Annotated in this window: 19 protein-coding genes; all 19 read right to left on the reverse strand. The window is 61.0% G+C overall.

Translation table 11 applies throughout. The features are described from left to right. Positions 1-128 precede the first annotated feature (128 nt). A complete protein-coding gene (gene pseI / locus D8U60_RS24625) occupies positions 129-1,181 on the reverse strand; it encodes a pseudaminic acid synthase (protein ID WP_130901147.1) in 1,053 nt (350 codons plus the stop codon). Then, on the reverse strand, positions 1,174-2,679 hold the full coding sequence (gene pseG / locus D8U60_RS24630) for a UDP-2,4-diacetamido-2,4,6-trideoxy-beta-L-altropyranose hydrolase (protein ID WP_130901148.1): 1,506 nt from the start codon (positions 2,677-2,679) through the stop codon (positions 1,174-1,176). Before pseG ends, pseI begins: the two co-directional genes overlap by 8 nt. Next, entirely contained in the window at positions 2,676-3,371 is a 696-nt protein-coding gene (pseF, locus tag D8U60_RS24635; protein ID WP_130901149.1) for a pseudaminic acid cytidylyltransferase, read from the reverse strand. The genes pseG and pseF overlap by 4 nt, the downstream gene beginning before the upstream one ends. Then, on the reverse strand, positions 3,368-3,988 hold the full coding sequence (locus D8U60_RS24640; RefSeq protein WP_123442854.1) for a pseudaminic acid biosynthesis-associated methylase: 621 nt from the start codon (positions 3,986-3,988) through the stop codon (positions 3,368-3,370). Before D8U60_RS24640 ends, pseF begins: the two co-directional genes overlap by 4 nt. Before the next feature lie 27 nt (positions 3,989-4,015). After that, on the reverse strand, positions 4,016-5,176 hold the full coding sequence (gene pseC / locus D8U60_RS24645) for a UDP-4-amino-4,6-dideoxy-N-acetyl-beta-L-altrosamine transaminase (RefSeq protein WP_130901150.1): 1,161 nt from the start codon (positions 5,174-5,176) through the stop codon (positions 4,016-4,018). Further along, positions 5,173-6,174: a UDP-N-acetylglucosamine 4,6-dehydratase (inverting) gene (gene pseB, locus D8U60_RS24650; protein WP_130901151.1), complete on the reverse strand. Its 1,002-nt coding sequence runs from the start codon at positions 6,172-6,174 to the stop codon at positions 5,173-5,175. Before pseB ends, pseC begins: the two co-directional genes overlap by 4 nt. A 22-nt stretch (positions 6,175-6,196) precedes the next feature. Continuing rightward, positions 6,197-9,112: a TIGR00180 family glycosyltransferase gene (locus D8U60_RS24655; protein ID WP_130901152.1), complete on the reverse strand. Its 2,916-nt coding sequence runs from the start codon at positions 9,110-9,112 to the stop codon at positions 6,197-6,199. A 54-nt stretch (positions 9,113-9,166) separates the two neighbouring features. After that, positions 9,167-9,904, reverse strand: coding sequence for a cephalosporin hydroxylase family protein (locus D8U60_RS24660; protein ID WP_039761138.1), 738 nt, complete (start codon positions 9,902-9,904; stop codon positions 9,167-9,169). A 17-nt stretch (positions 9,905-9,921) separates the two neighbouring features. Further along, positions 9,922-10,992, reverse strand: coding sequence for a class I SAM-dependent methyltransferase (locus D8U60_RS24665; RefSeq protein WP_123442858.1), 1,071 nt, complete (start codon positions 10,990-10,992; stop codon positions 9,922-9,924). Further along, a complete protein-coding gene (locus tag D8U60_RS24670) occupies positions 10,982-11,854 on the reverse strand; it encodes an NAD(P)-dependent oxidoreductase (RefSeq protein ID WP_241663574.1) in 873 nt (290 codons plus the stop codon). The genes D8U60_RS24665 and D8U60_RS24670 overlap by 11 nt, the downstream gene beginning before the upstream one ends. Then, the gene (gene rfbC / locus D8U60_RS24675) at positions 11,851-12,411 is read right to left on the reverse strand and encodes a dTDP-4-dehydrorhamnose 3,5-epimerase (protein ID WP_130901154.1); all 561 of its coding nucleotides are present in this window, start codon (positions 12,409-12,411) and stop codon (positions 11,851-11,853) included. The genes D8U60_RS24670 and rfbC overlap by 4 nt, the downstream gene beginning before the upstream one ends. Then, positions 12,408-13,490, reverse strand: a complete 1,083-nt coding sequence (gene rfbG / locus D8U60_RS24680) for a CDP-glucose 4,6-dehydratase (protein ID WP_122611595.1) — start codon at positions 13,488-13,490, stop codon at positions 12,408-12,410. Before rfbG ends, rfbC begins: the two co-directional genes overlap by 4 nt. Continuing rightward, positions 13,472-14,245: a glucose-1-phosphate cytidylyltransferase gene (rfbF, locus tag D8U60_RS24685; protein WP_039761130.1), complete on the reverse strand. Its 774-nt coding sequence runs from the start codon at positions 14,243-14,245 to the stop codon at positions 13,472-13,474. The genes rfbG and rfbF overlap by 19 nt, the downstream gene beginning before the upstream one ends. 825 nt (positions 14,246-15,070) lie before the next feature. Next, positions 15,071-18,658, reverse strand: a complete 3,588-nt coding sequence (locus D8U60_RS24690; protein ID WP_130901155.1) for a glycosyltransferase — start codon at positions 18,656-18,658, stop codon at positions 15,071-15,073. 109 nt (positions 18,659-18,767) lie between these two features. Next, entirely contained in the window at positions 18,768-20,336 is a 1,569-nt protein-coding gene (locus tag D8U60_RS24695; RefSeq protein ID WP_130901156.1) for a flagellar hook-associated protein 3, read from the reverse strand. Between the two features lie 13 nt (positions 20,337-20,349). Then, positions 20,350-22,395: a flagellar hook-associated protein FlgK gene (gene flgK / locus D8U60_RS24700; protein WP_130901157.1), complete on the reverse strand. Its 2,046-nt coding sequence runs from the start codon at positions 22,393-22,395 to the stop codon at positions 20,350-20,352. 25 nt (positions 22,396-22,420) lie between these two features. Next, positions 22,421-23,737, reverse strand: a complete 1,317-nt coding sequence (gene flgJ / locus D8U60_RS24705; protein WP_122602227.1) for a flagellar assembly peptidoglycan hydrolase FlgJ — start codon at positions 23,735-23,737, stop codon at positions 22,421-22,423. Positions 23,738-23,748: 11 nt separating this feature from the next. Beyond that, entirely contained in the window at positions 23,749-24,837 is a 1,089-nt protein-coding gene (locus D8U60_RS24710; RefSeq protein WP_024012083.1) for a flagellar basal body P-ring protein FlgI, read from the reverse strand. A gap of 27 nt (positions 24,838-24,864) precedes the next feature. Beyond that, positions 24,865-25,560 (reverse strand): flagellar basal body L-ring protein FlgH, encoded by a 696-nt coding sequence (gene flgH, locus D8U60_RS24715; protein WP_016771110.1) that lies wholly within the window; start codon positions 25,558-25,560, stop codon positions 24,865-24,867. Between the last annotated feature and the right edge of the window lie 104 nt (positions 25,561-25,664).

Raw genomic sequence — 25,664 nt, forward strand, 5'->3', positions numbered from 1 at the left:
AGCGCAAAGGGCTATCACTGGAACCGCAAAACGGGCCAGGCGCCATCTCCCCGGTCAATACAATACAGTGAAGATGCGCGTTATGACTCGCAGGTCACGCTATTTTGCCGAATCGATGGCAGATTGGCCTATTCGACCAGCGACCAGTCCAGCGGCGTACCGCGCTTGATCGCGGTGCGCGCACGGCGTCCGAGCACGGCTTCGGTGTGCTTGGGCGGCAGACCGAGGCCGGGACGAATGGCGCGCAGATTGTCCCCGGTAAAGGCTTCACCGGCGGCCATGTCAGCGGTGACATACAGCGAGCGGCGATAGACCAGCGACTTGCACTCGGCCGCGGTCGGACCGTACTGAACACGCCCCATCGCCTGCCAGGCACGCTCGGTTTCGACGACCAGACTGGCCAGCTCCGCGGGCTCCAGGGAGAAACTCGCGTCCACGCCACCGGCGGAACGGTCGATGGTGAAATGCTTCTCCACCACCGTCGCCCCCAATGCCACCGCTGCCACCGACACGCCAACGCCCATCGAATGATCTGACAGCCCCACCTCGCAACCAAACAGCTCGCGCAGATGGGGGATCGTGCGCACATTGCTGTTGAGGGGCGTGGCCGGATAAGTGCTGGTGCACTTAAGCAACACCAGATCCTTGCACCCGGCCTCGCGTGCGGCACGCACGGTCTCATCCAGTTCGGCGATGCTGGCCATGCCGGTAGAGATGATCAGTGGTTTGCCGGTCGCTGCCACTCGACGGATCAACGGCAGATCGGTGTTTTCAAAACTGGCAATCTTGTACGCTGGCACTTCAAGGCTTTCGAGAAAATCCACCGCGCTGTCATCGAACGGCGTCGAGAACGCGAGCATCCCCAACTCCTTGGCCCGAGCAAAAATCGGCGCGTGCCACTCCCACGGCGTGTGGGCTTTTTCGTAGAGATCGTAGAGCGACGTGCCGGCCCACAGACTGCCCGGATCCTTGATGAAGAATTCACCTTCAGCCAAATCCAGGGTCATGGTTTCGGCGGTGTAGGTTTGCAGCTTCAAGGCATGCGCCCCGGCCTTGGCCGCCGCCTCGACGATTTGCAGAGCGACGTCAAGGGACTGGTTATGGTTGCCGCTCATCTCAGCAATGATGAACGGCGGAGCATCAGCACCGATGGTGTGCTGGCCAATCTTGAAACTAGACATGCGGGTGATCCTTCAAAACACGGCTGAACGCGCAGGTCTCTTGAGTGAACCCGGCGTCGCGAAAAACTTTCAATGAGGACTGATTGTCGGGCATGACCCGCGCAGTGATGCGTGTCAATTGCGGCCAGTGCGCAGCGACAAATGCTTCGCCACGGCTGAGCACTGCCCTGCCCCAACCGAGGCCGAAACGCCCTTCCAGCAGATAGATCGACACTTCGGCATCGAACCCGCGCAAGTCGTAGCGCAGCACCCCGACCGGGCCGTCATCCGCCTCGGCGATCAACAGCAACCGTTGCGGATTGCGCAGGGTCGCCGTCAGCCAGTTCAGATGCTGCGCCCAATCGATCACGCCGGTTTCCAGCGACCAGCGCCGTACCGCTTCGGCATTGCGCCCATCGAACAGCAACTGCGCATCGTCCAGCGTCGCCGGGCGCAGTTTCAGCACCGCGCCGGCCAGCGCCGCCGCGACGCGTGCGGCACCACGCCCGTCGACCAGTTGCCGCGAGCGCTCGGCAAGGCTGCGGCGTAGAAAATGATTGTTCACGACGAAGCCGACCGCATCACGCAACTGCTCGACGCTGACCTGCTCGCGAGCCCCCATGAACACATGCGCACCGGCAGCGGCCATGACTTCGCCGTTGGCCTGCTGATTGTTAGCCACGGCGATGCAGATGGTCGGCAAACCCAGCGCCGCGCGCTCCCAACTGGTGCCACCGCCAGCGCCGATAAACAGGTCGGCCTCAGTCATGCGCTGATGGAAATCACTGACGAAACTGTGCAGGCGCCAGTTCGGTCGCTTCTCGGCCAACGCTTGCATCTGCGTCCACGCCGGGTTGTCGGCGCCAGCGACGAAATCCACCTGCAACTCAGTGAAATCAGCCAGCGCCAGCATCGCGTGATGAGTCTGCCTCGCCGCGTCGAAACCGCCGAAATTCACCAGCACGCGCCGGGCCTTCGGTTTGATCTCGATGGCCTCGCAGTCGAATTCTTCGCGCAACATGGCGTAGCGCGGGCCGAGCAAGGTGCGACAGCCTGGCGGCAGCAGCGGCGCGTAGTTTTCACTCAAGCCAGAGAGGTTCTGATTGAGCAGCAGATCGACGCTGTAGCGCCGCGTGGCCAGATCATCCACGGCGGCGATTCGGTGCGCCCAGCGCCGGGCAGCGGTTTGCCAGTGATGATCGAGGCCGTAATGGTCGGCGATGATCCAGTCGAACGGTGCCTGCCCGTCCAGCAGCAGGCCCAGTGCATCAATATCGAACTGCCACGGCAACATCGATTCGATAGCCTGCAGCGGGTCTTCGTCACGATAGCGCTCGGGCAGCGCGAAGATCTCGAAGCCCTCGGCATTCAGGGCATCCAGTCGATGCCCGGGCAAACGCCGACAGGCAAATGCGACATGACTGCCCTGCCCGCGCAGCACCCGCGCCAGCGTCAGGCAACGGGCGATGTGGCCGCTGCCAATGGTTGGCGAGGCGTCGGCGCGGATCAGCACCCTCATTGCAGTTCTCCGCCGGCCTTGAGCGCCGCGTAAAGGTATTCGGCGCGTTTCCAGTCCTCGGGGGTGTCGATGTCCTGGACCAGATGACGCGGCAGGATCACCGGCAGGCTGGCTGGCGAATACAGCACATCACCGCGCAACCACGCCGCGCTGCGGCCCCAGTAAAACTGCCCGGCATCCTGAAACGCCTCGGGCAAGTCCTGCGAACGAGTATTGCGAAACTCGGGATACAACGCCGTCAAGGCGCCGTCCCCGTCGACTGTCAGTGCACGCTGTACCGGAAACGCGAAATCGCAAACCGAGAATGCAAATGATCGATGCGGATGCTGCTCCAGCAACTCCAAACCCTGACGCAGATAACGTGCCTGCAACAGCGGCGCAGTGGCGTAAATGCAGCAAGCGAAATCGAAGGACGGCAACTGCTGCAGTGCGTGCACGATGACCGCCGCAGTGCCGGTGAAATCATCGGCCAGATCGGCCGGGCGCATGAACGGAACTTGAGCACCGTGCGCCAGTGCCAGTTCGGCAATTTCGGCATCGTCGGTGCTGACCACGACCTGCTCGAACAAACCTGATTCCAGCGCTGTGCGGATCGAGCGGACAATCATCGGCACGCCCTCGAACGGCAAGAGATTCTTGCGCGGGATACGCTTGCTGCCGCCACGGGCAGGGATGATTGCGACGTTGCTCAAGGGCGTTTTTCCAACAGGAACCAAGTGATGTCATCGGCCGGAAATTGCCGATCACGGTGATAGACGAAGCCATAGTCGAGCAGTTGCAAATCGGCATAGCGATCAAGCATTTCCCCGGCAAAATCGCGCTTGAACAGCTTGCCGCTGTTACCGCGGTAAGCGATTTCCATCGGTGCCGGATTGTAGTACTCGGCGATCAGGATGTAGCGCTGGCTCAGCTCGTACATCTGCGCATAGGCGCGCGGCACCAGCTCGGGAGCCAGATGGATCAGCACGCCTTTGCTCAGTGTCAGATCGTAGCGGCGCTCGACAGGAAAATCGAACAACGAGCCGTGCCAGATTTGCGCGATGTCCAGCGCCTGCGCCTGCGCGCACGCGCTTTCGTTGATCTCGACACCGAACAGTTCGCAACGCGGCAATAACTGACGCAATGCCTGCAAATTGTTGCCGGCGTTGGTACCCAGCTCCAGCAGACTGTCGACGCGACCCGCGCGGCTCAGCGCTTTGGCGAAAAAACCTAGATTGCCCGCCACCAGCGCTTGGCCGACATTGCGCTCAACGTAATGGTTGCCGAACTCACCCTGCCAGAATCTTTCCTGCTCGCTCAGATCGCGCATACACAGTCTCGTCTACCGCCGCAGCGGTCATCGTTCGGTCAGTCGGCGCAGTTGCTCGACTACATGATCCTGCTGCTCATCAGTCAGCAAGGGGAACAGCGGCAGGCTGATCGCCTCGGCGTAATAGCGCTCGGCCTCGGGGAAATCGCCCTCGGCAAAGCCCAGCTCGCGATAGTAAGGCTGCAGATGCAGCGGAATATAGTGCAGATTCACGCCGATGCCGGCGGCGCGCAAACCTTCGAACACCTGACGATGACTGAGGTTGCAGCGCTCGGTCTGCACGCGCACCACGTACAAATGCCACGCTGATTCGGCCTCGGGCTGCGCGCTCGGCAAGGTCAGCGGCAGGTAGGCAAGCAACTGATCGTAACGTGCGGCCAGTTCCCGGCGACGTGCGACAAACTCATCAAGTTTGCGCAGTTGCGACAGACCCAGCGCCGCTTGCAGATCGGTGATCCGGTAATTGAAACCCAGCTCGATCTGCTGGTAATACCACGCCCCGTGGCTCGGCTCGGTCATGTGCTCGGGATCGCGGGTCATGCCGTGGCTGCGCAGGCGTCGCAGACGTTCGGCCAGCGCCGGGCGATTGGTCAGGACCATGCCGCCTTCGGCGCTGGTGATGATTTTCACCGGGTGAAAACTGAACACCGTCATTGCCGCAAATTCGCCACAACCGACCGGGCGTCCGGCGTAGCTCGCGCCCACCGCGTGCGAGGCGTCTTCGATCACGGTGAAGTGGTAGCGCTCCGCCAGTTCGGCGATGCGCCGCATATCGCAGCTCTGCCCGGAGAACGCGACGGCGACGAGGACTTTGGGCAACGTGCCGTCGCGCTCGGCCTGTTCGAGCTTCGCTTCAAGCGCGAACGCATCGAGGTTCCAGGTCAGCGAATCGATGTCGACGAAATCAACCTCTGCGCCGCAATAGCGCCCGCAATTGGCCGAGGCCAGAAACGTATTTGGCGTGGTCCACAAGCGATCGCCCGGCCCCAGGTCAGCGGCCAGACAAGCAATGTGCAGCGCCGCGGTGGCGTTGCAAACCGCCACGGCGAAATCGGCCTGGCAACGCGCGGCCATCGCCTGCTCGAAGCGCTCGATGGTCGGTCCTTGGGTCAGCCAGTCCGATTGCAGCACCTCGACCACCGCATCGATGTCCGCCTGATCAAGGCTCTGCCGACCGTAAGGAATCATACCGACAGCTTCGCGTGCAGATCGGCGATCTGCCCCACTGAAAGGAAATGCGGGTTGGTGTCCGAGCGATACTCGAAATCCTCGCCCACCGCACGGCCACGTTCACCGAGTTTATCGACGGCGAAATCGACGTCGACGCTGGTAAAACGAATCGACGGCTGAATCGTGTAATGGTCTTCAAACTCAAGGGTCATGCGCGCATCGTCCAGCGGCACCATCAGTTCGTGCAGCTTCTCGCCGGGACGAATGCCGACGTTCTTGTGTGGCAGATGCTCGGCCATGCCGCGCGCCAGATCGACGATGCGGATCGACGGGATCTTCGGCACGAACACTTCGCCGCCGTGCATGCGCGCGAAGCTGTCGAGGACGAACTGCACGCCGTGGTCGAGAGTGATCCAGAACCGCGTCATGCGCTCGTCGGTGATCGGCAATTCTTGCGCACCGTCTGCAATCAGCTTGCTGAAAAACGGCACTACAGAGCCGCGCGAACCGGCGACGTTGCCGTAGCGCACCACGGCAAAACGGGTCTGCTGCTCGCCGGCAATGTTGTTGGCGGCGACGAACAATTTGTCCGAAAGCAGCTTGGTCGCGCCGTACAGATTGATCGGGCTGGCCGCCTTGTCGGTGGACAGCGCGACGACTTTCTTTACGCCGTTATCGATCGCCGCAGCGATGATGTTTTCTGCGCCGTTGACGTTGGTGCGAATGCATTCGGTGGGGTTGTACTCCGCCGCCGGCACCTGCTTCAACGCGGCGGCATGCACGACGTAATCGATGCCGCGCATCGCCTGACGCAAGCGCTCGGCGTCACGCACGTCGCCGATGAAATAACGCATGCACGGTGCATTGAACGTCTGCTGCATTTCGTATTGCTTGAGCTCGTCGCGGGAGAACACCACCACGCGCTTGGGCTGGTATTGCTCCAGCAAGCGACGGATGAAGTTGCGCCCGAACGAGCCGGTGCCGCCGGAGATGAAAATCGATTGTCCGTTGAACATGTTGTAGTTCCTGTCGGCCTGCTCAGGCGAGCAACTGCGCCCAATTGATCGAGGCGTTTTCGCCCAGAGTGAAACCTTTACCACTCAAGGCCAGGTTGGCGTTGTACGCCGGATCCTGGGCAAAGGCGTCGGGCCATTTTTCACGCAATGCCGCCAATGCCGCTGGCGCCTGTGGCAGCTCGCCGGTGTGCAGCACCTGCACCAGTGGCGTCCACATGGTGAGGTAACCGGCCTGACCGGCCTTCAGGCACAGATCGACATCGGCATAGCCGTCAGCGAAGGTCGCTTCGTCGAGGCCGCCAAGGGCATTGAACAGCTCTTTGCCAACCATCAGGCATACCCTGGAGACGGCCGAATAATTCTGCTCGACAACCAGCCGCTGCATGTAGCCCTCGGCCTTGTGTTGCTCGCCGATGAAAGGCGAACCCACGCCTTCGTTCAGACCAAGAATCAGACCGGCATTGGCAACTTTGCCATCGCGATCGACGAGTTTGGCGCCGACGATGCCGACCTCAGGACGCTGGGCATGGTTGAGCAGCGAATCGATCCAGTTCGGGTTGACCACTTCGCTGTCCGCGGCCAGCAGCACCAGGTATTCACCCTGCGCCTGTTCGCTGGCGGCGTTGAACAAGGCGACTTCGCTCAGCGGTTGGTCGGCACGCAACACGTTGACCTTGGCGTGGCGCAGCGTTCCCAGCCAATCGTTGACCGCTGCCGACTGCTTGCCGTTGGCTGCCAGCAGCACTTCGTAGCGGCTGTAACGGGTTTTGAGCAGCACGCCCTCCAGGCAGCGGCGCAGTGCCGGCAAATCATCGATGACCGGCACAATGATCGAAACCAGTGGCTGCTCAGTGTGGCGATAATCGATCTGCCAGGTGCCCGGCGCCGCCGAAGTGACTTTGGCCTTGTAGCCGCGATTGCCCAAGTGACGCAGCAACGCCTGACGCTCGTGGGCGTTTTCTTCCAGAGGCGCCTGCTCGGTGATCAGCAGCGGCTCGTCGAGATGCGCGAGACCGTCAAGTCCGCCCTGTTCGATGATGCGCAGCAACAGATCGAATTCCAGCGCCTTGCTGAAGTCGGCCTGATAACCGCCAGCGTCAAGCAGCACCTGGCGACGGATCAACCAATGCCGCGCCATCAGCGACGGCACGCTTTGCAGCAGATCCAGGTTGAAACCGGGACGGAATACGTCGACCAGTGCGCCGTTTTGCTTGCGCTGGATTTCATCGGTGGCGACCGCACGCACACTCTCGGCACCCATCAGTTCAAGGCTGGCGCGCAACAGGCCGCTAGCGGTGAACTCATCACCGGCCTGAGCCAACATCAACCAGTCGCTTGGCGACTGCTGAGCGCTCTGGTTGAGTTTGTCGACGAGATTGCCGGGCGTGACACGGACAAAGTGCAGGGTGTTCTGCGCAGTGGTCGCTGCCGGTGCTTCACCAGTGGTGAACACGACAATCCTGAACGCTTTGCAGTACCCCTCGACCAGGCTGTCGAGCGACACCTGCAACTTGTCGATGTCGTTGTCCAGATCAAGCAGGAAGATACCGAACTGCTGACCACCACCTTCGGCAGCCACGTGTTGGCTGATCGACTCGAGCTGCTCGATGGCAGGCGCACGTGCAGCCAGCCAATTCAACAAACGTCCCGATTGCATCTTGTCGAACGTGACCTGATGATCGTCGACCGTCAGCGCCTCGAGGCGGGCGACCCATTCATGCATGGCTTGCGCCGCCGTCTCGTCACCGAGCACGTGCAGCTGCGCGGCCAGACGCTTGGTAACCACCTGGTTGAACGCATTCAGATCATGCGCCTGCCACAACCGGTCGACCACGCTCTCCGGCGTATCGTTATTGCGCGCCTGGAGCAGATGCGCCTGACGCGTCCATACACCTTCCAGCCCTTCCAACTGAAGGCGACCCGCCGGCAGGGTGTGCATCATGAATTCAAACTGTTCCAGAAGATCGAAAAACGTCTGGTTGTAGAACGGCATCTCAACGTACTGCAGTGGGCCGAAACGCCGATCAGGCCGCCGCAATTGCTGATTCCAGGTCGACTCGAAAATCAACTCGGCAGTCAGCGCCCGGCGGACCGCCAGACTCTCGGCCATCGCCGCAAAGCTCTCCAGAACAAATGCCTTGGCCTGCCCTGCATCGAGGTTCTGGATACCGGTCGGCAGCGAGACGAGGAATTGGGCAAACGCCTCTCGTTCGGCGACCGACTTGCCATCAACATAGGTCAGCGAGTGATACACGTCGGTATTGTGTTCGGAAACGCAGTAGTTGATCTCGCGCACCACATAGGGAATCGGCAGGATCCGTGCCTTGGCGCTCGCCAGCAGGAAATACACGTGCCCGATTTCCTGCCATTGGAAATTGGTCCCCGGCGGCAATGACGAGTGCCAGGTTTTCACCAGGTCGGTACGGGTCACCGCGTAGAACGGCGGGATGTACTGACTCATGTAGTCAATGACGCGATCCTGCGCCCGCTCGGACGAATAGTCTTCCTGAACCTTCTTGTCCCGGCGGTAGTAGTTCACGCCATCGGCCTTCGCCAGGTACATCAGGCAATAGCCGTGGCACATGCCATAGTCACGATTGGCCTGAAGAAAGCCGACAGACTCGCAGAGCGAATCGAACACAATGAAATCGTCATCCGCCGCCAGCACCATGTATGGCGTGCTCAGTTGCTCGACGCCATAGGCCAGTTTGGCCTGCATCCCCCAGTAGGCGAATTGCGGTACATGATGATAATCGACGGCGGAGAAATCGCCTTCCGGACGTTCCGGCGTGGAATCCAGCACCATGATTCGGCAGGGCAAGCTGCTGTAATACTTCACCGCACGGCGCAGGAACGCCGGCCGGTTGTGAGTAATCAGCACCACCGTCAACAACTCGTTGAGCGGTAGCGTCAGTTCAGAACTGTACTTGCCTTGCATAACTTCTCTCCACAACCGGCGACTCGCCGAAACAACGCTGGGTAATGTTGCGAATTAACGAACGCGGCGCAGATAACCGTCCGGCGCCACGGTGATCAGCAGTTTGTTCTGCATCTGCCGATCGATCTCGAAATCCTTGTTCTCTTCCAGGTATTTCCACACGGCGGTTTTCGGGTTATCGCCATGACCCCACGGGCGATCCGGAAAAAAGTCCGCCGGCATGTCTTCAACCACGGTGTCCATCACCACGCAGTAGCTGCCCACCGAAACCAGCGGCGCGTACAAGCGCAGCTCCTCGAGTACGTGGTCGTGGGTATGGTTGGAATCGAGGACCAGAATCACTTTCTTGCCCTCGGCAATCGCACGGACTTTCTGCGCGGTCGCCTCATCGATACTCGAACCTTCGATCATCTGGATGCGCTTGGCCATCGGGTGGCTTTCGATGGCCTCACGGTTGTGCGGGCGAATGTCGAGGTCGATGCCCAGCACTTCGCCGTGGCCCTGCAGCTCCAACAGCGAGGCGTAATAGATGATCGAACCGCCGTGAGCGATGCCGCATTCGATCACCAGGTCCGGTTTGACCTGCCAGATGATCTCTTGCATGGCCATCATGTCTTGCGGCAACTGGATGATCGGACGGCCCATCCACGAGAAGTGGTAGCTGTATTTATGGCGGGCCGATTCGTTGAAGAAATCCCGGGCCAGTGCTACCACTTTCTGGTCGTCACCCTGGCGCGCGATCTCTTGTTGGCATTCGGCTTCGAAGGCTTTGTGGATGTTGTTTTCGGTCATCTTAATAATCTCAAGGGTCACTGAAACGAAGCGCTGTCGACGGCGTGATAGACGTAGCGTGCGCCAGTCATCCGCTTGATTTCTTCGAGGTAGTTGGAATTCATCACAAACAGATGGGCGCCTGCAGGCAGCGCATCCATGGCCTCTTGCGGCGAGGACACCCGCACGCCACTGAGCGGCAGGTAACGGCCCTGCTTGGCCGGGTTGATGTCGACGACGCGATCTACCGCCACGCCGGCGCGCTGCAAGGCCAATGAATAAATCACGCCCTTGGACGAAGCGCCCCAAATGGCCGAGCCCTGTGCGGGCGCGGATTGAATGATCTGCACCGCGCGATCAAGACTGGCGGTGAAGGTGGTCGACAGCGTCAGCAACGACGGCGTCTCGACCGGCGCCCGTTGCAGCGTCGAGAGATCGGCAACGATGTACAGATATTGGCCACCGAACAGATGCCCGGCCTCGAGCACGGTGCCGAACATTGCGCGCAAGTCGGCGAGACGGAAGTAATTGACGTGCTCATAGAACACGTCGAACCAGGCATTGTGCTCGACGATCCAGTCAAAGCACGGCACTTCGATATAAATCTGACCGCCCTGATTGGCTGCAGCCATTTGCGCGAGAAATGCCAACGGATCGCTGATGTGCTCCAGCACATGGCGCAACACAATTGCGTCCGCCGCCAACCCCAGCTCGCGGGTGAACGGTGCCTTGATCACGTCAGGATTGTCACCTTCATACGAAGGGTCGATCCCGGTAATGGCGTAACCTTTGCCCCGCAGCATCTCAAGGAAATAACCTTTGCCGCAGCCGACCTCAATCAGGGTCTGGCCCTTGAAGTGCCGGGCGAGGATCGCTTCGACGGCATTGAGGTGCGCCTGAAACTGCACCGAGTGCGCCTGTTCGTTCTGATAGTCGGCGTCATAGCTCAGCTTGTCGGCATCGAAGGCCTGGTTGAAGATCAATCCGCTTTGGCTGTCCTGTACCAGAACAATGTCTGCCGCCCCTGAGGCCCGCGCCTCTTCGGCGCTGGCAAACGTGCGGTTCTGCAATACCGGCAGTCCGGTCGCGCGATAAAGCTCATGCAGCATGTTCTTGCCCCTTCAATTGCGAGATTCGCTGAGCATCACCCCAGAACGCCATGGGCTCATGGGCGGAATAACCGTAATGGCCCAGATTCAACTTGATCGTCGACTGGCGTTCGCGGACACGCTGTTCAACCAGCGCGCGTACGGAAATCGGCTGGCCGCTGCAGCAGTTGGTGACGCCGTCGACATCAGGCCGGCCGATCAGCGAAGCCAATTGCGCGGCCGCCTCGGTAATCTGCAGATAATCACGCAGCTGGTCGCCCATCGACATATTGAACTGCGCCTCACCACCATCGATGGCGCGGTCGAGGCTGGCCAGCAGGCTGTTGCTGTTCTGCCCTTCGCCATAAAGGTAAAACAACCGCGCCCATTGCAGGGTGAACGCCTGCTCGCGCTGCAATGCTTGAAGGAACAGGCGCAAGGTGTGCTTGGCCAGACCGTAAGGCGTGCAAGGCTGGGGCAAGACCGACTCGGCCAACGGGCCGCTTTGCAAGCCGTATTCAAAGCAAGTCCCGGTGACCAGCACCTGGCTCACCCCTGCCACGACCGCACGCTTGAGAAACGCGTAATCGGCCGGCAGGTTGCGTTCGAAATGAAACAGCGCCTGATAGTTAGGCAAGCCGCTCCAGGCCAGATGCGCGACGACATCCACGCCATCAACCAAGCGCTCGACATCAAGGTCTGGCGCATGCAGATCGGCGCCGACAAATTCCACCTGCGCGAACCACGGCAAACTGCGAGCCGAGTCGAGGGTGCGCGCAACCGCACGCACTTTGAAGCCTTTGGAGAGCAAAGCGCTGACCAAGTGGCGACCGACGAAGCCGGTGGCGCCAGTGACCAGCACAGTGGAGGTGGTCGCCGTCAAAGCTCGACTCCCTGAAACTGTTTGTCGAGCAGCGGATGCCTGGAATCCTTGGCTGACAAATTCTTGACGGGCAGCGGCCATGAGATCGCCAGTGCCGGATCAAGGGCCGACAAACCCGCTTCATGCTCCGGTGCGTAATCGGCATCGGTGAGGTACAGCACTTCCGATTCATCGGTCAGTGACTGGAAGCCGTGGGCAAAACCGGCAGGAATCAAAAAACTGAGGCCATCATCGGCGCACAGTTCTTGCGCATGCCACTGCAAATACGTTGGCGATTGCGGCCGCAGGTCGACCGCCACATCCCAGACCGCGCCGCGCACACAAGTGATCAGCTTGGATTCGGCATAGCCGGCTTTCTGAAAATGCAGACCGCGTACGCTACCTTGGCCGACCGTGCGCGAATGATTGATCTGGCGGATCGCAAAAGGACGCCCCTGGACGGTCAGACGACTCTGGCAGAACAGCCGGGCGAACCGCCCGCGCTCATCGCAGAAGACTTTCTGCTGGATGAGGTACAGGCCCTCCAATGGCGTTTTCTGCAAGGTGTAATCGCTCATGAACGCTCTCTGTACAGATTCAATTGGTTCAAGGTAACGGCGCGCATGTCATCGCCGTGTTGCCACGCCAGATGCCAGCCAAGGGTGTGCGTCAGGCATTGTTCCAGCGTCCAGCGCGGCTTCCATCCAAGCACCTGTCGCGCGCGGCTGCTGTCCAGACGCAGCAGACCGGCTTCGTGCAGCTCACTCGGTTCGATGCGCAGACCGCGGGCCTGCGGCCAACGGTTGGCGAGCAGTTCGACCACTTCACCGACACTGCACATGTCGGCCTCACCGGGACCGAAGTTCCACGCACCGGCGTATTCCGGGCCGTACTCGTAGAGAGCAGCAGCCAATTGCAGATAACCGGCCAGCGGCTCCAGCGCGTGCTGCCACGGGCGCACCGCTTGCGGGTAACGCAGGGTCACTGGCTCGTCGGCGGTCCAGGCTTTCAGTACGTCGGGAATCAGTCGCTCTGGCGCAAAATCACCACCGCCCAGCACATTGCCGGCGCGTGCGGTAGCCAAGGCCAGACCGTGTTCGGCATGTTTGTCCGCCGGGAAGAACGACGCGGCGTAGGACTGCGCGAGCAACTCGCAGCAGGCCTTGCTGCTGCTGTAAGGATCGTGGCCACCGAGGGCTTCGTCTTCGCGGTACGGCCACAGCCATTCCTTGTTGGCGTAGACCTTGTCGGTGGTGACCAGCACGCAGGCGCGCACGCCGCCGACCTGACGAATCGCTTCGAGCAGGTTCAGCGTACCCATGACATTGCTTGAATAGGTGCCGAGCGGATCGCGATAGCCTTCGCGCACCAACGGCTGCGCCGCCAGATGCAGAACGATCTCCGGTTCGGTCTCGGCAATGATTTCGAGCAAGGCGCCTAGGTCGCGCAGATCGCCGCGTTGATCATTGATGCCTTCGTGCACGCGCGCCAGTTCGAACAGGCTCGGCTCGGTCGACGGATCCAGAGAAAAACCGCTGACTTGCGCACCAAGGCTTTGCAGCCACAGGGTCAGCCAACTGCCTTTGAATCCAGTGTGTCCGGTGACCAGGACGCGCTTGCCACGCCAGAACTCCGCACTCAGGCCCATTGCTTCCATGGGGCCTCCCCGCTCTGCCACAACGCTTCGAGATGGTTCTTGTCACGCAGGGTGTCCATCGGCTGCCAAAAGCCGGAATGTTCGTAGGCATGCAGCTGTTCCAACTCAGCCAGTTGCATCAACGGCTCGGCTTCCCAGCTGGTCGCATCGCCGGCGATGTAAGGCAGCACCTGTGGTGACAGGACGAAAAAACCGCCATTGATCCAGCCGCCGTCACCTCGCGGTTTCTCGGTGAAACCCATGACTTGGTGGCCTGTGCGTTGCAAAGCACCGTAACGACCTGGAGGCTGTACGGCCGTAACGGTCGCGAGCTTGCCGTGCGCTTCATGAAAACGGATCAGAGCGCCGATATCGATATCCGAGACGCCGTCGCCGTAGGTAAAACAAAAGGCTTTCTCGTCCTTGAGATAAGGCGCAGTGCGCAAGAGCCGGCCACCGGTCATGGTTTCTTCGCCGGTGTCGACCAGCGTGACGCTCCACGGCTCGCTGTAATTCTGGTGCACCTCCATGCGGTTCTCGCGCATGTTGAAGGTGACGTCGGAGGTGTGCAGAAAGTAGTTGGCGAAGAAGTCCTTGATCGCATAGCCCTTGTAGCCCAGGCAGATGACGAAGTCGTGGATCCCGTGGGCGGAATACTGCTTCATGATGTGCCAGAGAATTGGCTTGCCGCCGATCTCGATCATCGGCTTGGGCTTGAGGTGCGACTCTTCACTGATCCGCGTGCCGAGACCACCCGCCAAAATTACTGCCTTCATCGTCTCCCCTCTTGTTCTTCACCGGGCTGCGCATGGCTTTGTTGAGCGTTGCGGGCCTTGCGGCGACACCTTTTGCCGTTCCGGGCGCAAGTGCAATGACCGCAAGCGCTCGTTTTATGGCGATTTGAGGGGGACTTGCAGGAAACGCGCCAGCTCACAGTCGGGTTTTGGGAGATGGCAGATAGAGGCATCGGTGGAAGTGGCAACAGAATGACGGACGGGCTGAGGGCGTGAAGGGGCAAGAGATCAAAAGCCAGAGCAAAAGATCGTCCGATCGCGGCCCGAACCTTCGGCAGCTCCTACAGTTGGATCGCGTGTAAATGATAGAAGCGGGTTGATCGGCAGGCCGTCATCGCGAGCAGGCTCGCTCCCACAGAAAGGCAAAAGCAAAAGATCGCAGCCTTCGGCAGCTCCTACACAATGAGCGCAAGCTCGAGTGCTTCTGATCTTGCTTTTGATCCACCGGCGACGTCGGAAGGCTGAGCGGAGGGATTGATCCGGGCGTGGGAGCGCAGCGACCGTCTGGCGCAGCCAGACACAGCGGAAGGAGGTGCAGCGAAGCAAACCGGAGCCGCTGCGCCCGGATCAGTCCCGCAGCGAAGGAACCCGAGCCTGCGAGGGCCGAACGTAGGAGCAAGCGTTTTGGGTTACCTTTTTGCTGGGCCGGCACTCCGGCGTTTGAAAAAGGTGACCCGCCGTAAGGGCGGAACCGTAATCCGCAACACCCGCAGAAACGGATATTCACCCAAAACCCCAAGAGCCTGGTCGGCCCAAAGGCCGCCAAGACCCAAAAAAAGCCCCCCCAAAGGCCGCCTCGATGAACGATCAATCCGCTAACCAGCCATACTCCCAATGGCGCAAGTTATCGCCGCGCAGAACATAGTCTCGCAGCACCACCTCACGCAGTTCATCGCCCATGCGATAACTGGCATCCGGGTCAGCCAGATGCATGCGGATCGCTTGCAGCCACTCATCGGTCGTGTTGGTCTTGACCCGGGTGCACGGCAAGTAGCCGCGATAGGCCTCGGTATCGGTGCAGACCACCGGAAAACCGCAGGCGCCATACTCGAGCAGCCGCAGATTGCTCTTGCAGTCGTTGAAGATGTGGAACTCCAGCGGTGCCAGCGCCAGATCGAGGTTCAGGCTGGCCAGTTTTGCCGGATACACATCCAGCGGGATCACTCCGTGAAACTCATGCATGTACGGCAGCAAATCATCCGGGCACATGCCGAAGAAAACCCAGTCGACTTCGTTGGCCAGTTCGCGCACCACGTCGGCGATCACTGCCAGATCGCCATGGTGACTGGTGCCGCCCCCCCAGCCGACACGGGGCTTTTTCGAGGTGCGACGCTGGCTGCGCAGGTGTCCCCACAAGTCCTGAGCCAACATGTTCGGCACCACGCGTATATCGTGGTGCATGTCCGACAGCGCGTTGGCCAGCGGCGCGGTTGAAACGACCACGCGATCGCACAGGCCGATCGCTCGGCGCACCATACGCTCCATGTCCGACTTGCCCGGCATGTTGCGGATGTGTGCATTGCGATGGGGAACGTCGATGACATAGTCGTCGAGTTCGAAAATCCGTCGGGCATTGAAAAACTTCTTCAACGGCGGAATTTCATCAATGGCATGCTCCGAATAGCGCCCTTGCAGGACGATAACATCGGGGGACTGACGCTCGATATCGATGATCGACGGTAAGCCGTAGCAGACCCGTCCCTCCGCCCGGTTGGCCGCTTCCAGCTCGATCATTGGCTGACTCATGCGGTAGTGACCGATGGCAGAAGCATTGATCGGAACCGCGAGCACGTTCGGCAGTTGCGCCTTGGAGAACGCGCTCCAGCCAGTACGCAGGCCCGGTTCAAGGCTGAAGTTGCTGGCGCCAACGCCCTGCAACGTCAGGTTGACGTTATAGGCCGGGTCGCGCGCAACCAGTGGCAGCCAGCGTTGATAGAAGGTGTCCTTCTCCTCGGCGTGCTGCGCTTGCTCTTGCTCCGTCGCCGCGATAACTGGCTGCGTACCAACCGCCAGCACGGCGTGCGGGTTCATCACCACCAGATAACCGTCGCGGCCAATGCGCAGGCATAGATCCACGACACTGAGCGTTTGCTTGAAATCCTGCTCATCAAAACCGCCGGCCGCTTCGAATACCGATTTGCGAATCATCAGGCAGTCGCCACCGACCGCGCTCAGATCATGCACAGCTTGCAGTCGGTGCATATACCCGTCCGACTGCATCGGCTGGCCGTAGAACGGCAGTCCCGCCGGCCCATTCAGCCCCAGGATGAGACCGGCGTGCAGCACGCCACCGTCCGGATTGAACAGCTTGGCGCCCACCACCCCGACTTCAGGGCGTTGTGCATGATTGAGGAGCTCATCGAGCCAGTCGGCCTGGGTGATTACCGCAAAGGCGTTAAGCATCAGCACGTACTCACCGCGCGCCTGGCGCGCGGCGAAGTTGTGCACAGCGGCGGCATCGCCCTTTTGCGCATACCGCAGCACGCGAATCCGGTCGCTGCCCAACTGCGCCATGCCGTCCAGCCACGCCAGCGCTTCGGCGCTTTCGCTGCCGTTGTCGACCAGGAGCAATTCGTACTCGGTGTAGGCGGTTTTCTCCAGCAGCGTTTCGACACAACGCTGCAAGGCGGCAGTCTGGTCCTGAGTGACGATGATCACCGACACCAAAGGGCGCTGCGCGTGACGGTAGTCGACACGATTGAGCAGCCCGTTCTGGCGGATTTCATGAGCAATGCCGAGGCGCTGCAGATGCGCCTCGAGAATTCGCGGACTTTGCTCCACCACGCCAGGCTCGGTGAGCCATTGCGACAGGTCGAATTTCGACTCCAGCAATACCTCGGCGATATGACCGACAACCTGCAGGCCATCGCTTTCGACCATCCGCCAGAGCATGTCGTGTGGCGCCAGTTCGGCGAACGTTGGCGCAAATCCACCGAGGGCGAGGAAGCGTTCGCGCTGGAATGCCAGCGCTCGGCCGACGTATGGATAACTGCGCATGAGGTCGAGGTTGAAGTCCGGTTTGAACGCCGGTTCCGCCGATTCGCCGGCGCGCACGCTGCCTTCATCACTGTACAGACACGTCAGCGACCGCGAATGCGCGATGCGATCGGCCATCACCAGCAATGCCGGTGCCACCGGGCGATCTCCCGGCTGCAGCAGATAGAACCAGTCGGCGCCTTCGAGTTGTGGCAACAGCGTATTGATCTGCTCGAGACCGTCATCCTGCAACGGCATGTGGAACACGCGATCCTGCAACACTGCTTCGGTACAGGCTACGGACAGTACCAGCACCAGCTCCGGTGGATAGTCCTGTGCAGCGAGCGCTTGCAGGGTGCGCTCGAGACCGTCGCGGCTACCCTGCGCATCGATGACGATCGGCACGATCCTCGGCTGCTGCGGCCAGCCAGCAAGCGTTTCCGGCAACCATTGGCGCTGCGTCTCGGTCAGCACCCGACACGCCAGCCACTGCGCATAGAGCTCGCCGAAACTGAAGCTGTCGACACCCACACCCAGCTCCTGGCGGCTTTGCTTGGTGCCAAGGGTACGGCTCAGCGGCAGTTCTTCCCAAACGCGAGGCGACTCGTCGGCGCTCGTCAGTCGCACGTAGCGAACCCAGCCCTTTGCGGGCGCCGACTCGCCGCTGCGCACTTTGAGCATTTGCGAAAGCCACTCGCGCTCAACCTCGGCAGCATCCTTCATCGGTTGCTGCGCGCTCAGGCGCTCAGGGTAAAGTCGCTCGGCGCTCAGGACATTGTTCGACGTCACCATGTTGCCGCGCCGCAACAGACACACGTACAAGGCAAAATCCAGGGTCGCGACGAAGCATGCACCTGCTTCAGTCAGAGCGGGCAACAGTTCGGCGACATCGGCACGCCGGAACAACGCACTGCTGAAGCCGCCGAGTACGTTGACCGGAAATTTTTCGAAGATACTGAGGACATCGTCGCCTTTGAGCAAAGCGCTCACAGGTGATAGCGAGCTGTTTTCCAAACGGGCCGGCAGAATGATGTCGTTGGCGTCCCACAGCAGCCGCTGAGCGATCACCAGACTGACTTCTTCGCGCTGTAACTCATGGGCTTGCTGTTCGATACAGGCCGAATACAGCAGGTCATCGTCACACAGGAATTTGATGAACTCGCCGCGCGCCTGTTCGAGGCAGGCTTTCAGGTTGCCCACCAGCCCCAGCGTCTGTGGATTGCGAACGTAGCGCACTTGGGCCCCGGTCTGCTCCATGACCAGGCTGACGATGTCCTTGATCTCGTCACCACGACTGTCATCGCACACGACGATGTCGAGATTGCTGTAAGTCTGGCTGACGGCACTGTTCAGCGTGCGCTCGAAAAAGCGCGGATTGAACGCAGGGATGGCAATGCTGACGAGAGGAAGTGAATTCACGGCGGGCTCACAGGCGGTACGAGCCCGCTCGCAAAAACGAGCCCTTGATACCGCAAAAAATCATTAACAGAGGCACAACGTTGGCGGGCGTGCACGCGCCCGCCAACCATCAGATCTTGTTGAACAGGCCCAACTGACTGATCTTGCTGAACGCCAGTTGCGCGGCTTGCAGCATGGTCTGTTGCAGGGTCAGACGGGTCATGACTTCAGCCGGATCGGAATCACGGATCGAACCCTGGGTCGTGCTGTTCGCCGTGGTCAGGCTGTCGTTGGTGATGGCCTGCATGTCCAGCGCCTGGCCGCGCGCACCAATGGTGGTGACTGCGGTGCCGATCTGATTGGCGGCAGCGTCGATGTTGCCGAGGCCCGCCTCCATCGCGCCCTGCAATTTCTGCTTGGCAACCGGGTCACCGTCGACTGGCGTATTCAGCGCGGTGATCATCTGGCCCAGAGTGTCGAGCACGTTCTGGGTCTGATGATTGTTCGGCTGGATCGAGAACTGATCACCAGCGGCCGGCGCGCTGCCCAGCGCGAATGTCACACCGGCAGCGGTGGCGTTACCACCGGCAACCGTGCCCGAGGAAACCGGCTTGCTGTCGGCGGTCACTGGCGCGGCATACAGATCGAAATCGGTGGCGCTGGTGAACTTGAGCACCGCGCCGCCCTGCGGAAACGCTGCGGTGTAGGCTGCCTGATCGGTGATGGTCGAACCAGTGATCACGCTGGTCGACGGGTTACCCGGATTACGCGTGGTGGTGAACGAGTCCGGCGAGGCCGACAGCTGGAAGCTGTGCCCTGCGATAACGGCGTCCGGATTGGTATCGCCGGCCTTCAGGTTGACGTTCAGCTTGAGGTCGACGCCGCGGAAACTGACGGTCTGATTGGCGCCGCTGCTGTTGCTGATCAGGCCGTTCTGGCTGGCCTCGGCGGTCACATCGTTGCCCAAAGCATCGGTGATCTTCAGCTGGGTGCTGCTGACGAAATCGACGGTGTACGGCTGCCCGGCAGTGAACTTGGCGTCGTAAGTGGCGGCAGTGCCGACGGTGCCGTTGGACAGCACGACACGGCCGTCATCGACGGCTGGCGCAGTCATCTTGGTGTTGGTGCGGCCGGTGTTGATGGTCTGCTGGAACGCGTCCCAACCGGTGGTGTTGGTGCCCACGGTCATGCCGTCGCCGATGCCCAGATCGATGGTGGTCTGGTCGCCGTTGTAGCTGAACGTGCCGTCAGAATTCTTCGAGTACGGCGCGGTATCGGTTTTCGAACCGGAGAACAGGTAGTTGCCGTTGGCATCCTTGGCGTTCATCAGGCCCAGCACCTGCTGCTGGATCTCACCCAGTTCCGAGGCGTACGCCTGGCGATCCTTGTCGGTGATCGTGCCGTTGTTCGCGGCCAGCGCAAGTTCCTTGGCCCGTGCCAAAGCCGTGGTGATCGAATCCAGCGTGGACTCCTGCACGGTCAACGCACTTTTGGTGGTATCGACGTTGGTCTTGTACTGATCGAGCATCGCTGCCTGCTGGCCCAGCTGCAGCAGACGCCCGGCACCGATCGGATCATCGGCGGCAGTGTTGATGCGTTGCAGGCTGCTCGCCTCGCTCGCGGTGGCGACAGCCTTGTTGAAGTTACGCTGATAATCCGAAGCTTGCGTTCCGTAATACTGGGCGGTGGAAATGCGCATGAATTACGACTCCTTAAAGGCTGTTGATCAGCGTGGCGAAAGTTTCCTGCGCAGCTTTGATGATCTGCGAAGACGCTGTGTAGTACTGCTGGTACTTGACCAGGTTGCCGGTTTCTTCGTCCAGGTTGACCCCGGAAAGCGAATCGCGGGCACCCTTGGCGTTCTCCAGAATCGCCGTGGTCGCGGCGCTGTCGGACTTGCCTTGGGCGGTCTTGGTACCGACGTTGGTCACCAGGGTGTTATAGGCGTCAGTCAGGCTGATGCCCTTGCTAGCCGAACCGGTGTCCACGGTCTGTTTGGTTTGCAATGCGACCAGTGCCTGGGCGTTGCGGTTGTCCGAAGACGCCGCGCCGGTCAGGTTCATGGTGAAGGTCTCGCCGGATTTCGGCGTGCCGCCCACGGTGGTTTGTACGGTGAAGGTCTTCTGCACGTTCGGCGTGACGTTAGTGTCCATCACCGGGTTGCCGCTGGCATCGACGATGCCGACTTTCAAATTCAGCGTGTTCGATTGGCCAGGGACGATGGTGCCGGTGCCGATGGTCGCGCCCTTGGCGTCGACCAGGTTGTACGACTGGCTGCCACCGCTGGCTGCACCGAATACCAGTTTCACTGGTGTCGAATTCTTCAGCGCCGCCTGCATGTCAGCCTGGGCGGTCGGGTTGTAGATGTCGATCTTGTCGCTGAGCGTCGGCTGGGTGTAAGTGCCCAGACCGTTGGCGCTGGCGACGCCGGTCAGCGGACCTGCCGCAGCGATTTTCTTCGGATCGGTCAAGACCGTCTGAATGCTCGCCGCGGCGTTGCGGGTCGGCGTGACTTTAAATGAGTCACCCGCGCTCAGCGCGCCACCATTCAAGGCCAGGGTGAAACCGTCGATCACTGGCGGCGGATTGGTCGTGGTGCTGAATGCGCCCAGATCGGTGCCGTCGGAACGTTTGACGGTGTAATCGGTGGCGCTGGTGAAGGTCACCTGATAATCGCTGGTGGTCAGCTTGCCGGTGTCCTTGATGGTCACATCGAGGTTGCCCGAACCGGCGCTGTTGCCGTCCTTCGCAATGCTGCGCTGACTGATCAGGGCGGCACTGTTGATGTTGTTGAAAATCGCCGCGCCGAAGTCACCGTTCTTGTCGATGCCCTGGGCTTGCTGGCTGTTGATCTGATCGGCAATCACCAGGGCCACGCGACCGAGCTCGTTGAGCGACGGGTCGAGGACTTCCTTGCGATAGGTCAGCAGACCGCCGATTTCGCCACCGCTGATCACCGAAGTGATGTCGATGGTGCTCGAACCGCGATCCATCTGGATCGACATGCGCGACGGGTCGGTCTTGCTCGCAACCATGCTCAGGCTGTTGGTGGTGTTGCCGATGACCAGCGGCTGGCCGCTGCCGACATAAATGTCGAAGCTGGTGCCGCGCTCGACGACCTGGGCACCGGTCAGTTCGGAGAGCTGACGCACGGCTTCGTTACGGCTGTCGAGCAGGTCGTTCGGCGCCCCGCCACTGGTGGAGATTTCGCCGATCTTCTGGTTGAGATTGGCGATCGCCGTGGCGAGTTTGTTCACCTGGGCGGTCATGTCGCCGAGGCTGCCGTTGATCGTGGTGTTCTGGTCGTTGAGCTGCTTGGCCAGGGTATTGAAGCGGCTGGTCAGCGCCTGCGCGCCGGTCAGCACCGACTGACGCGAAGTGTCATCGGTGGCCGACGTCGATACGCCCTGCATCGAGGTGAAGAATTTCTGCAGCACCCCGGTCAGGCCGGTGTTGGTGTCCGACAGCATGGCGTCCAGCGGCGTCGCCTGCTTGAGGAACGCGGCCGATTCGCTGTCCAGCGAAGTCGCGGTGTGCAGCTGCGATTCCAGGTACGAGTTGTACACCCGGCGCACGTCGGCCAGGGTCGTGCCCGTGCCGATGAAAACGCTGCCGTACTGCTGCGAGGACTTGGTGCCCTGCACGGTTTGCTGACGTGAATAACCGGCGGTGTCGACGTTGGCAATGTTGTTGCCTGTCGTAGCCAGAGAGGACTGGCTGGCCGACAGTCCCGACATCCCGATATTGAGCAAACTCATGGTTCAGACCTTATTACCTGGTGCCTTATAAAGGCGTGGTGGAGACACCCGCCGCAGCGTAGTTTTCAAAACTGTTCATCTGCTTGGCAATTTGCGAAATCTTCGTCGCGTAGTTCGGGTCGGTGGCGTAACCGGCCTTCTGCAACTCGCGTACAAACTGTTCTGGGTTATCGGCCGACTTCAGCACTTCTTGATAGCGATTGTTGCTCTGCAGCAACGTCACCAGATCGTGGAAGCTGTCCTTGTACGAGGCGTAGGAACGGAACTCGGCCGTCTCCTTGACCATCGCGCCATTGCGGAACTCGCTGGTGATCGCGCGGGCCGAATCGCCCTTCCAGTTGCTGCTCGCCTTGATGCCGAACAGGTTGTGGCTGCTGCTGCCATCCTGAGCGCGCATGACCGATTTGCCCCAACCGGTTTCCAGCGCCGCTTGCGCCACCAGGTAACGCGGATCGACGCCGATGCGGTCGGCGGCTTCCTTGGCCATCGGCAGCATGGTGTTGACGAATTCGTCGGCGGAACTGAAGGCCTTTTTCGCCGGTGCCAGCGGAATCTGCGCCATGGCGCGGCCGTAGACCTGCATCTGCCCGCCAGCGGCTTTCTGCTCTTCGGCACGGGCCAGCCAGTCGCCGTTGTACAAAGCGCCGGAGCCTGTGACGGCGGTAGTCGCAGCACGTTGCGGCAAGGCGTTGGTCGCTGCGGCCGCAGTGCTGGCAGTGGCCACGCTCGGCGCCGACGGCACCAGACCAGCGAGCAAGCGATCGGCCAGTTTCGGCGGCAATGCCAGACGCCGCTGGTTGATCAGCGCCATGTCGTTGCGATGGGAAATATCGGTGTTGTTCGGCGCATGCACCGAGCGCGATGCCCACAACGGACGCTCGCCGTTGACGCGGGACAGCGGACCGGTGGCGACGGTGCCGGCGGCAATCGGCGTCGGCACGGCGGCGGCCTTGGCCAGCGCTTCCTGCTGCTTGGCGGCGGACGCAGCCGCAGCCTCGCCCGGCGCCATCGGTTTGTTCTTCGACATTTGCCGGATCAGCACGTCGGCCAAGCCGATACCACCGCCCTCGCGGGACATGGAAACCGCCAACTGCTGGTCGTACATTTCCTGATACTGCTTGGCCGCCGGCGTGTTCAGCGGGTTGTCCTGACCAAGCGCTTCGGTGGCCGAGCGCATCGACTTGAGCATTTCGCCGAGGAACAGCGACTCGAATTCCTGCGCAACCTTGCGCATGTTTTCGTCGCTGTTCTTGTCGCCGACCTTGAGCTGGTTCAGACGATTGAGGTCGGAGTAGGAACCCGAATCGCTGCTGCTGACCAGACCGCTTTTGCGCATATCCATGGTGGCCGGCCTCAGATCACGATCAGGTCGGCTTGCAATGCGCCGGCCTGCTTCAAAGCTTCAAGAATCGCCATCAGGTCACCCGGTGCTGCGCCGACCTGGTTTACCGCACGGACGATCTCGTCGAGGGTGGTGCCCGGGCCGAACTTGAACATCGGTTTTGCTTCCTGTTCGGCATTCACCCGCGAGCGCGGTACGACAGCGGTCTGGCCGTTGGACAGCGGGCCCGGCTGGCTGACAATCGGGTCTTCGGTGATGGTCACGGTCAGGCTGCCGTGGGTCACGGCGGCTGGCGACACTTTCACGTTCTGGCCGATGACGATGGTGCCGGTACGCGAGTTGATGATGACTTTCGCCACCGCCTGACCCGGATCGATTTCGAGGTTTTCCAGGATCGACAGGTAGTCGACACGCTGGCTCGGATCCAGCGGCGCGGTGACCCGCACCGATCCGCCGTCGATGGCTTGGGCGACGCCAGGGCCGAGCATGTCGTTGACCTTGTCGACGATACGCTTGGCGGTGGTGAAGTCGGAGCGGTTGAGGTTCAGCGTCAGGCTGTTGCCCTGGTTGAAACCGCTCGGCACCGCACGTTCCACCGACGCACCGCCAGGGATGCGACCGGCCGACGGAACGTTGACGGTGATCTTCGAACCATCACGGCCTTCAGCGTCGAAACCGCCAACCACGAGGTTGCCCTGAGCGATCGCATAGACGTTGCCGTCGATACCCTTGAGCGGCGTCAGCAGCAAGGTGCCGCCACGCAGGCTCTTGGAGTTACCGATCGAGGACACAGTGATGTCGACCTGCTGACCCGGTTTGGCAAACGCTGGCAGATCGGCACTCACCGACACCGCCGCGACGTTCTTCAACTGCACGTTGCCCGATCCCGGCGGCACCTTGATGCCGAACTGCGAGAGCATGTTGTTGAAGGTCTGCAGGGTGAACGGGGTCTGCGTCGTCTGGTCACCGGTGCCGTTAAGCCCGACCACCAGGCCGTAACCGATCAACTGGTTGGAGCGCACGCCGGAAATGCTGGCGATGTCTTTCAGCCGCTCGGCGTGTGCGGTGAACGCCGCAGACATCAACAACGCGGCCACCATAAGGCTTTTCAGATTCAACGTAGCCACCTAGAAAGGGAACAGCGGGCTGAGGAAGAAACGGTCGAACCAGCCTGGCTGACTCGTATCGGCAAACGCGCCGGTACCCGAGTAGGTGATGCGCGCATCGGCGACACGGGTCGACGACACGGTGTTGTCGGTCGCGATGTCATCGGCGCGGACCATGCCGGCGATGCGCACCAGTTCGTCACCGGTGTTGAGCGTCAGCCACTTCTCGCCACGCACGGCGATGATGCCGTTGGGCAGCACGTCGGCCACGGTCACGGTGATCGAACCGGTCAGGCTGTTGCTCTGCCCGGACTTGGCGTCGCCCTTGGTCGAACGGTCGGCGCTGTAGCCGGCGTTGAGGCTCAGGTCACCGCCACCAATCGGGTTGTTGGTGGTCAGGCTGGAGCCGAACAACGAGGTCAGGCCGATCGAGTTATCGCTGTTCTTGTCCATCTGCGAGTTGGCGTTCTTGCTTGCCTGGGTGCGCTCGTTCAGGGTGATGGTGATGATGTCACCGACCCGGAACGCCTTGCGGTCGCTGTACAGGTTCTGCTCGAAGCCGGCCTGATAGATCGAGCCGTTGTTGGCAGCCGCCGGCAACGGTGTGCGCGGCAACACCGGGGCGTAGTAAGGGTCATTGGGCTTGGGCGTCGGGGCGACGCAGCCCGCGAGCGAGACGACCCCACTCAATGCCAGAACAGATACAAAGCGCTTCATGACCCTACCTCACGGTGTTGCTGGCGACCTCAGGCCGCCCCAAAGACTGGATTACAGATTCTGCGTTACGAACGAGAGCATCTGGTCGGCGGTGGAGATCACCT

This window comes from Pseudomonas sp. Sample_11, assembly GCF_004307505.1.
Classification (GTDB): domain Bacteria; phylum Pseudomonadota; class Gammaproteobacteria; order Pseudomonadales; family Pseudomonadaceae; genus Aquipseudomonas; species Aquipseudomonas atacamensis.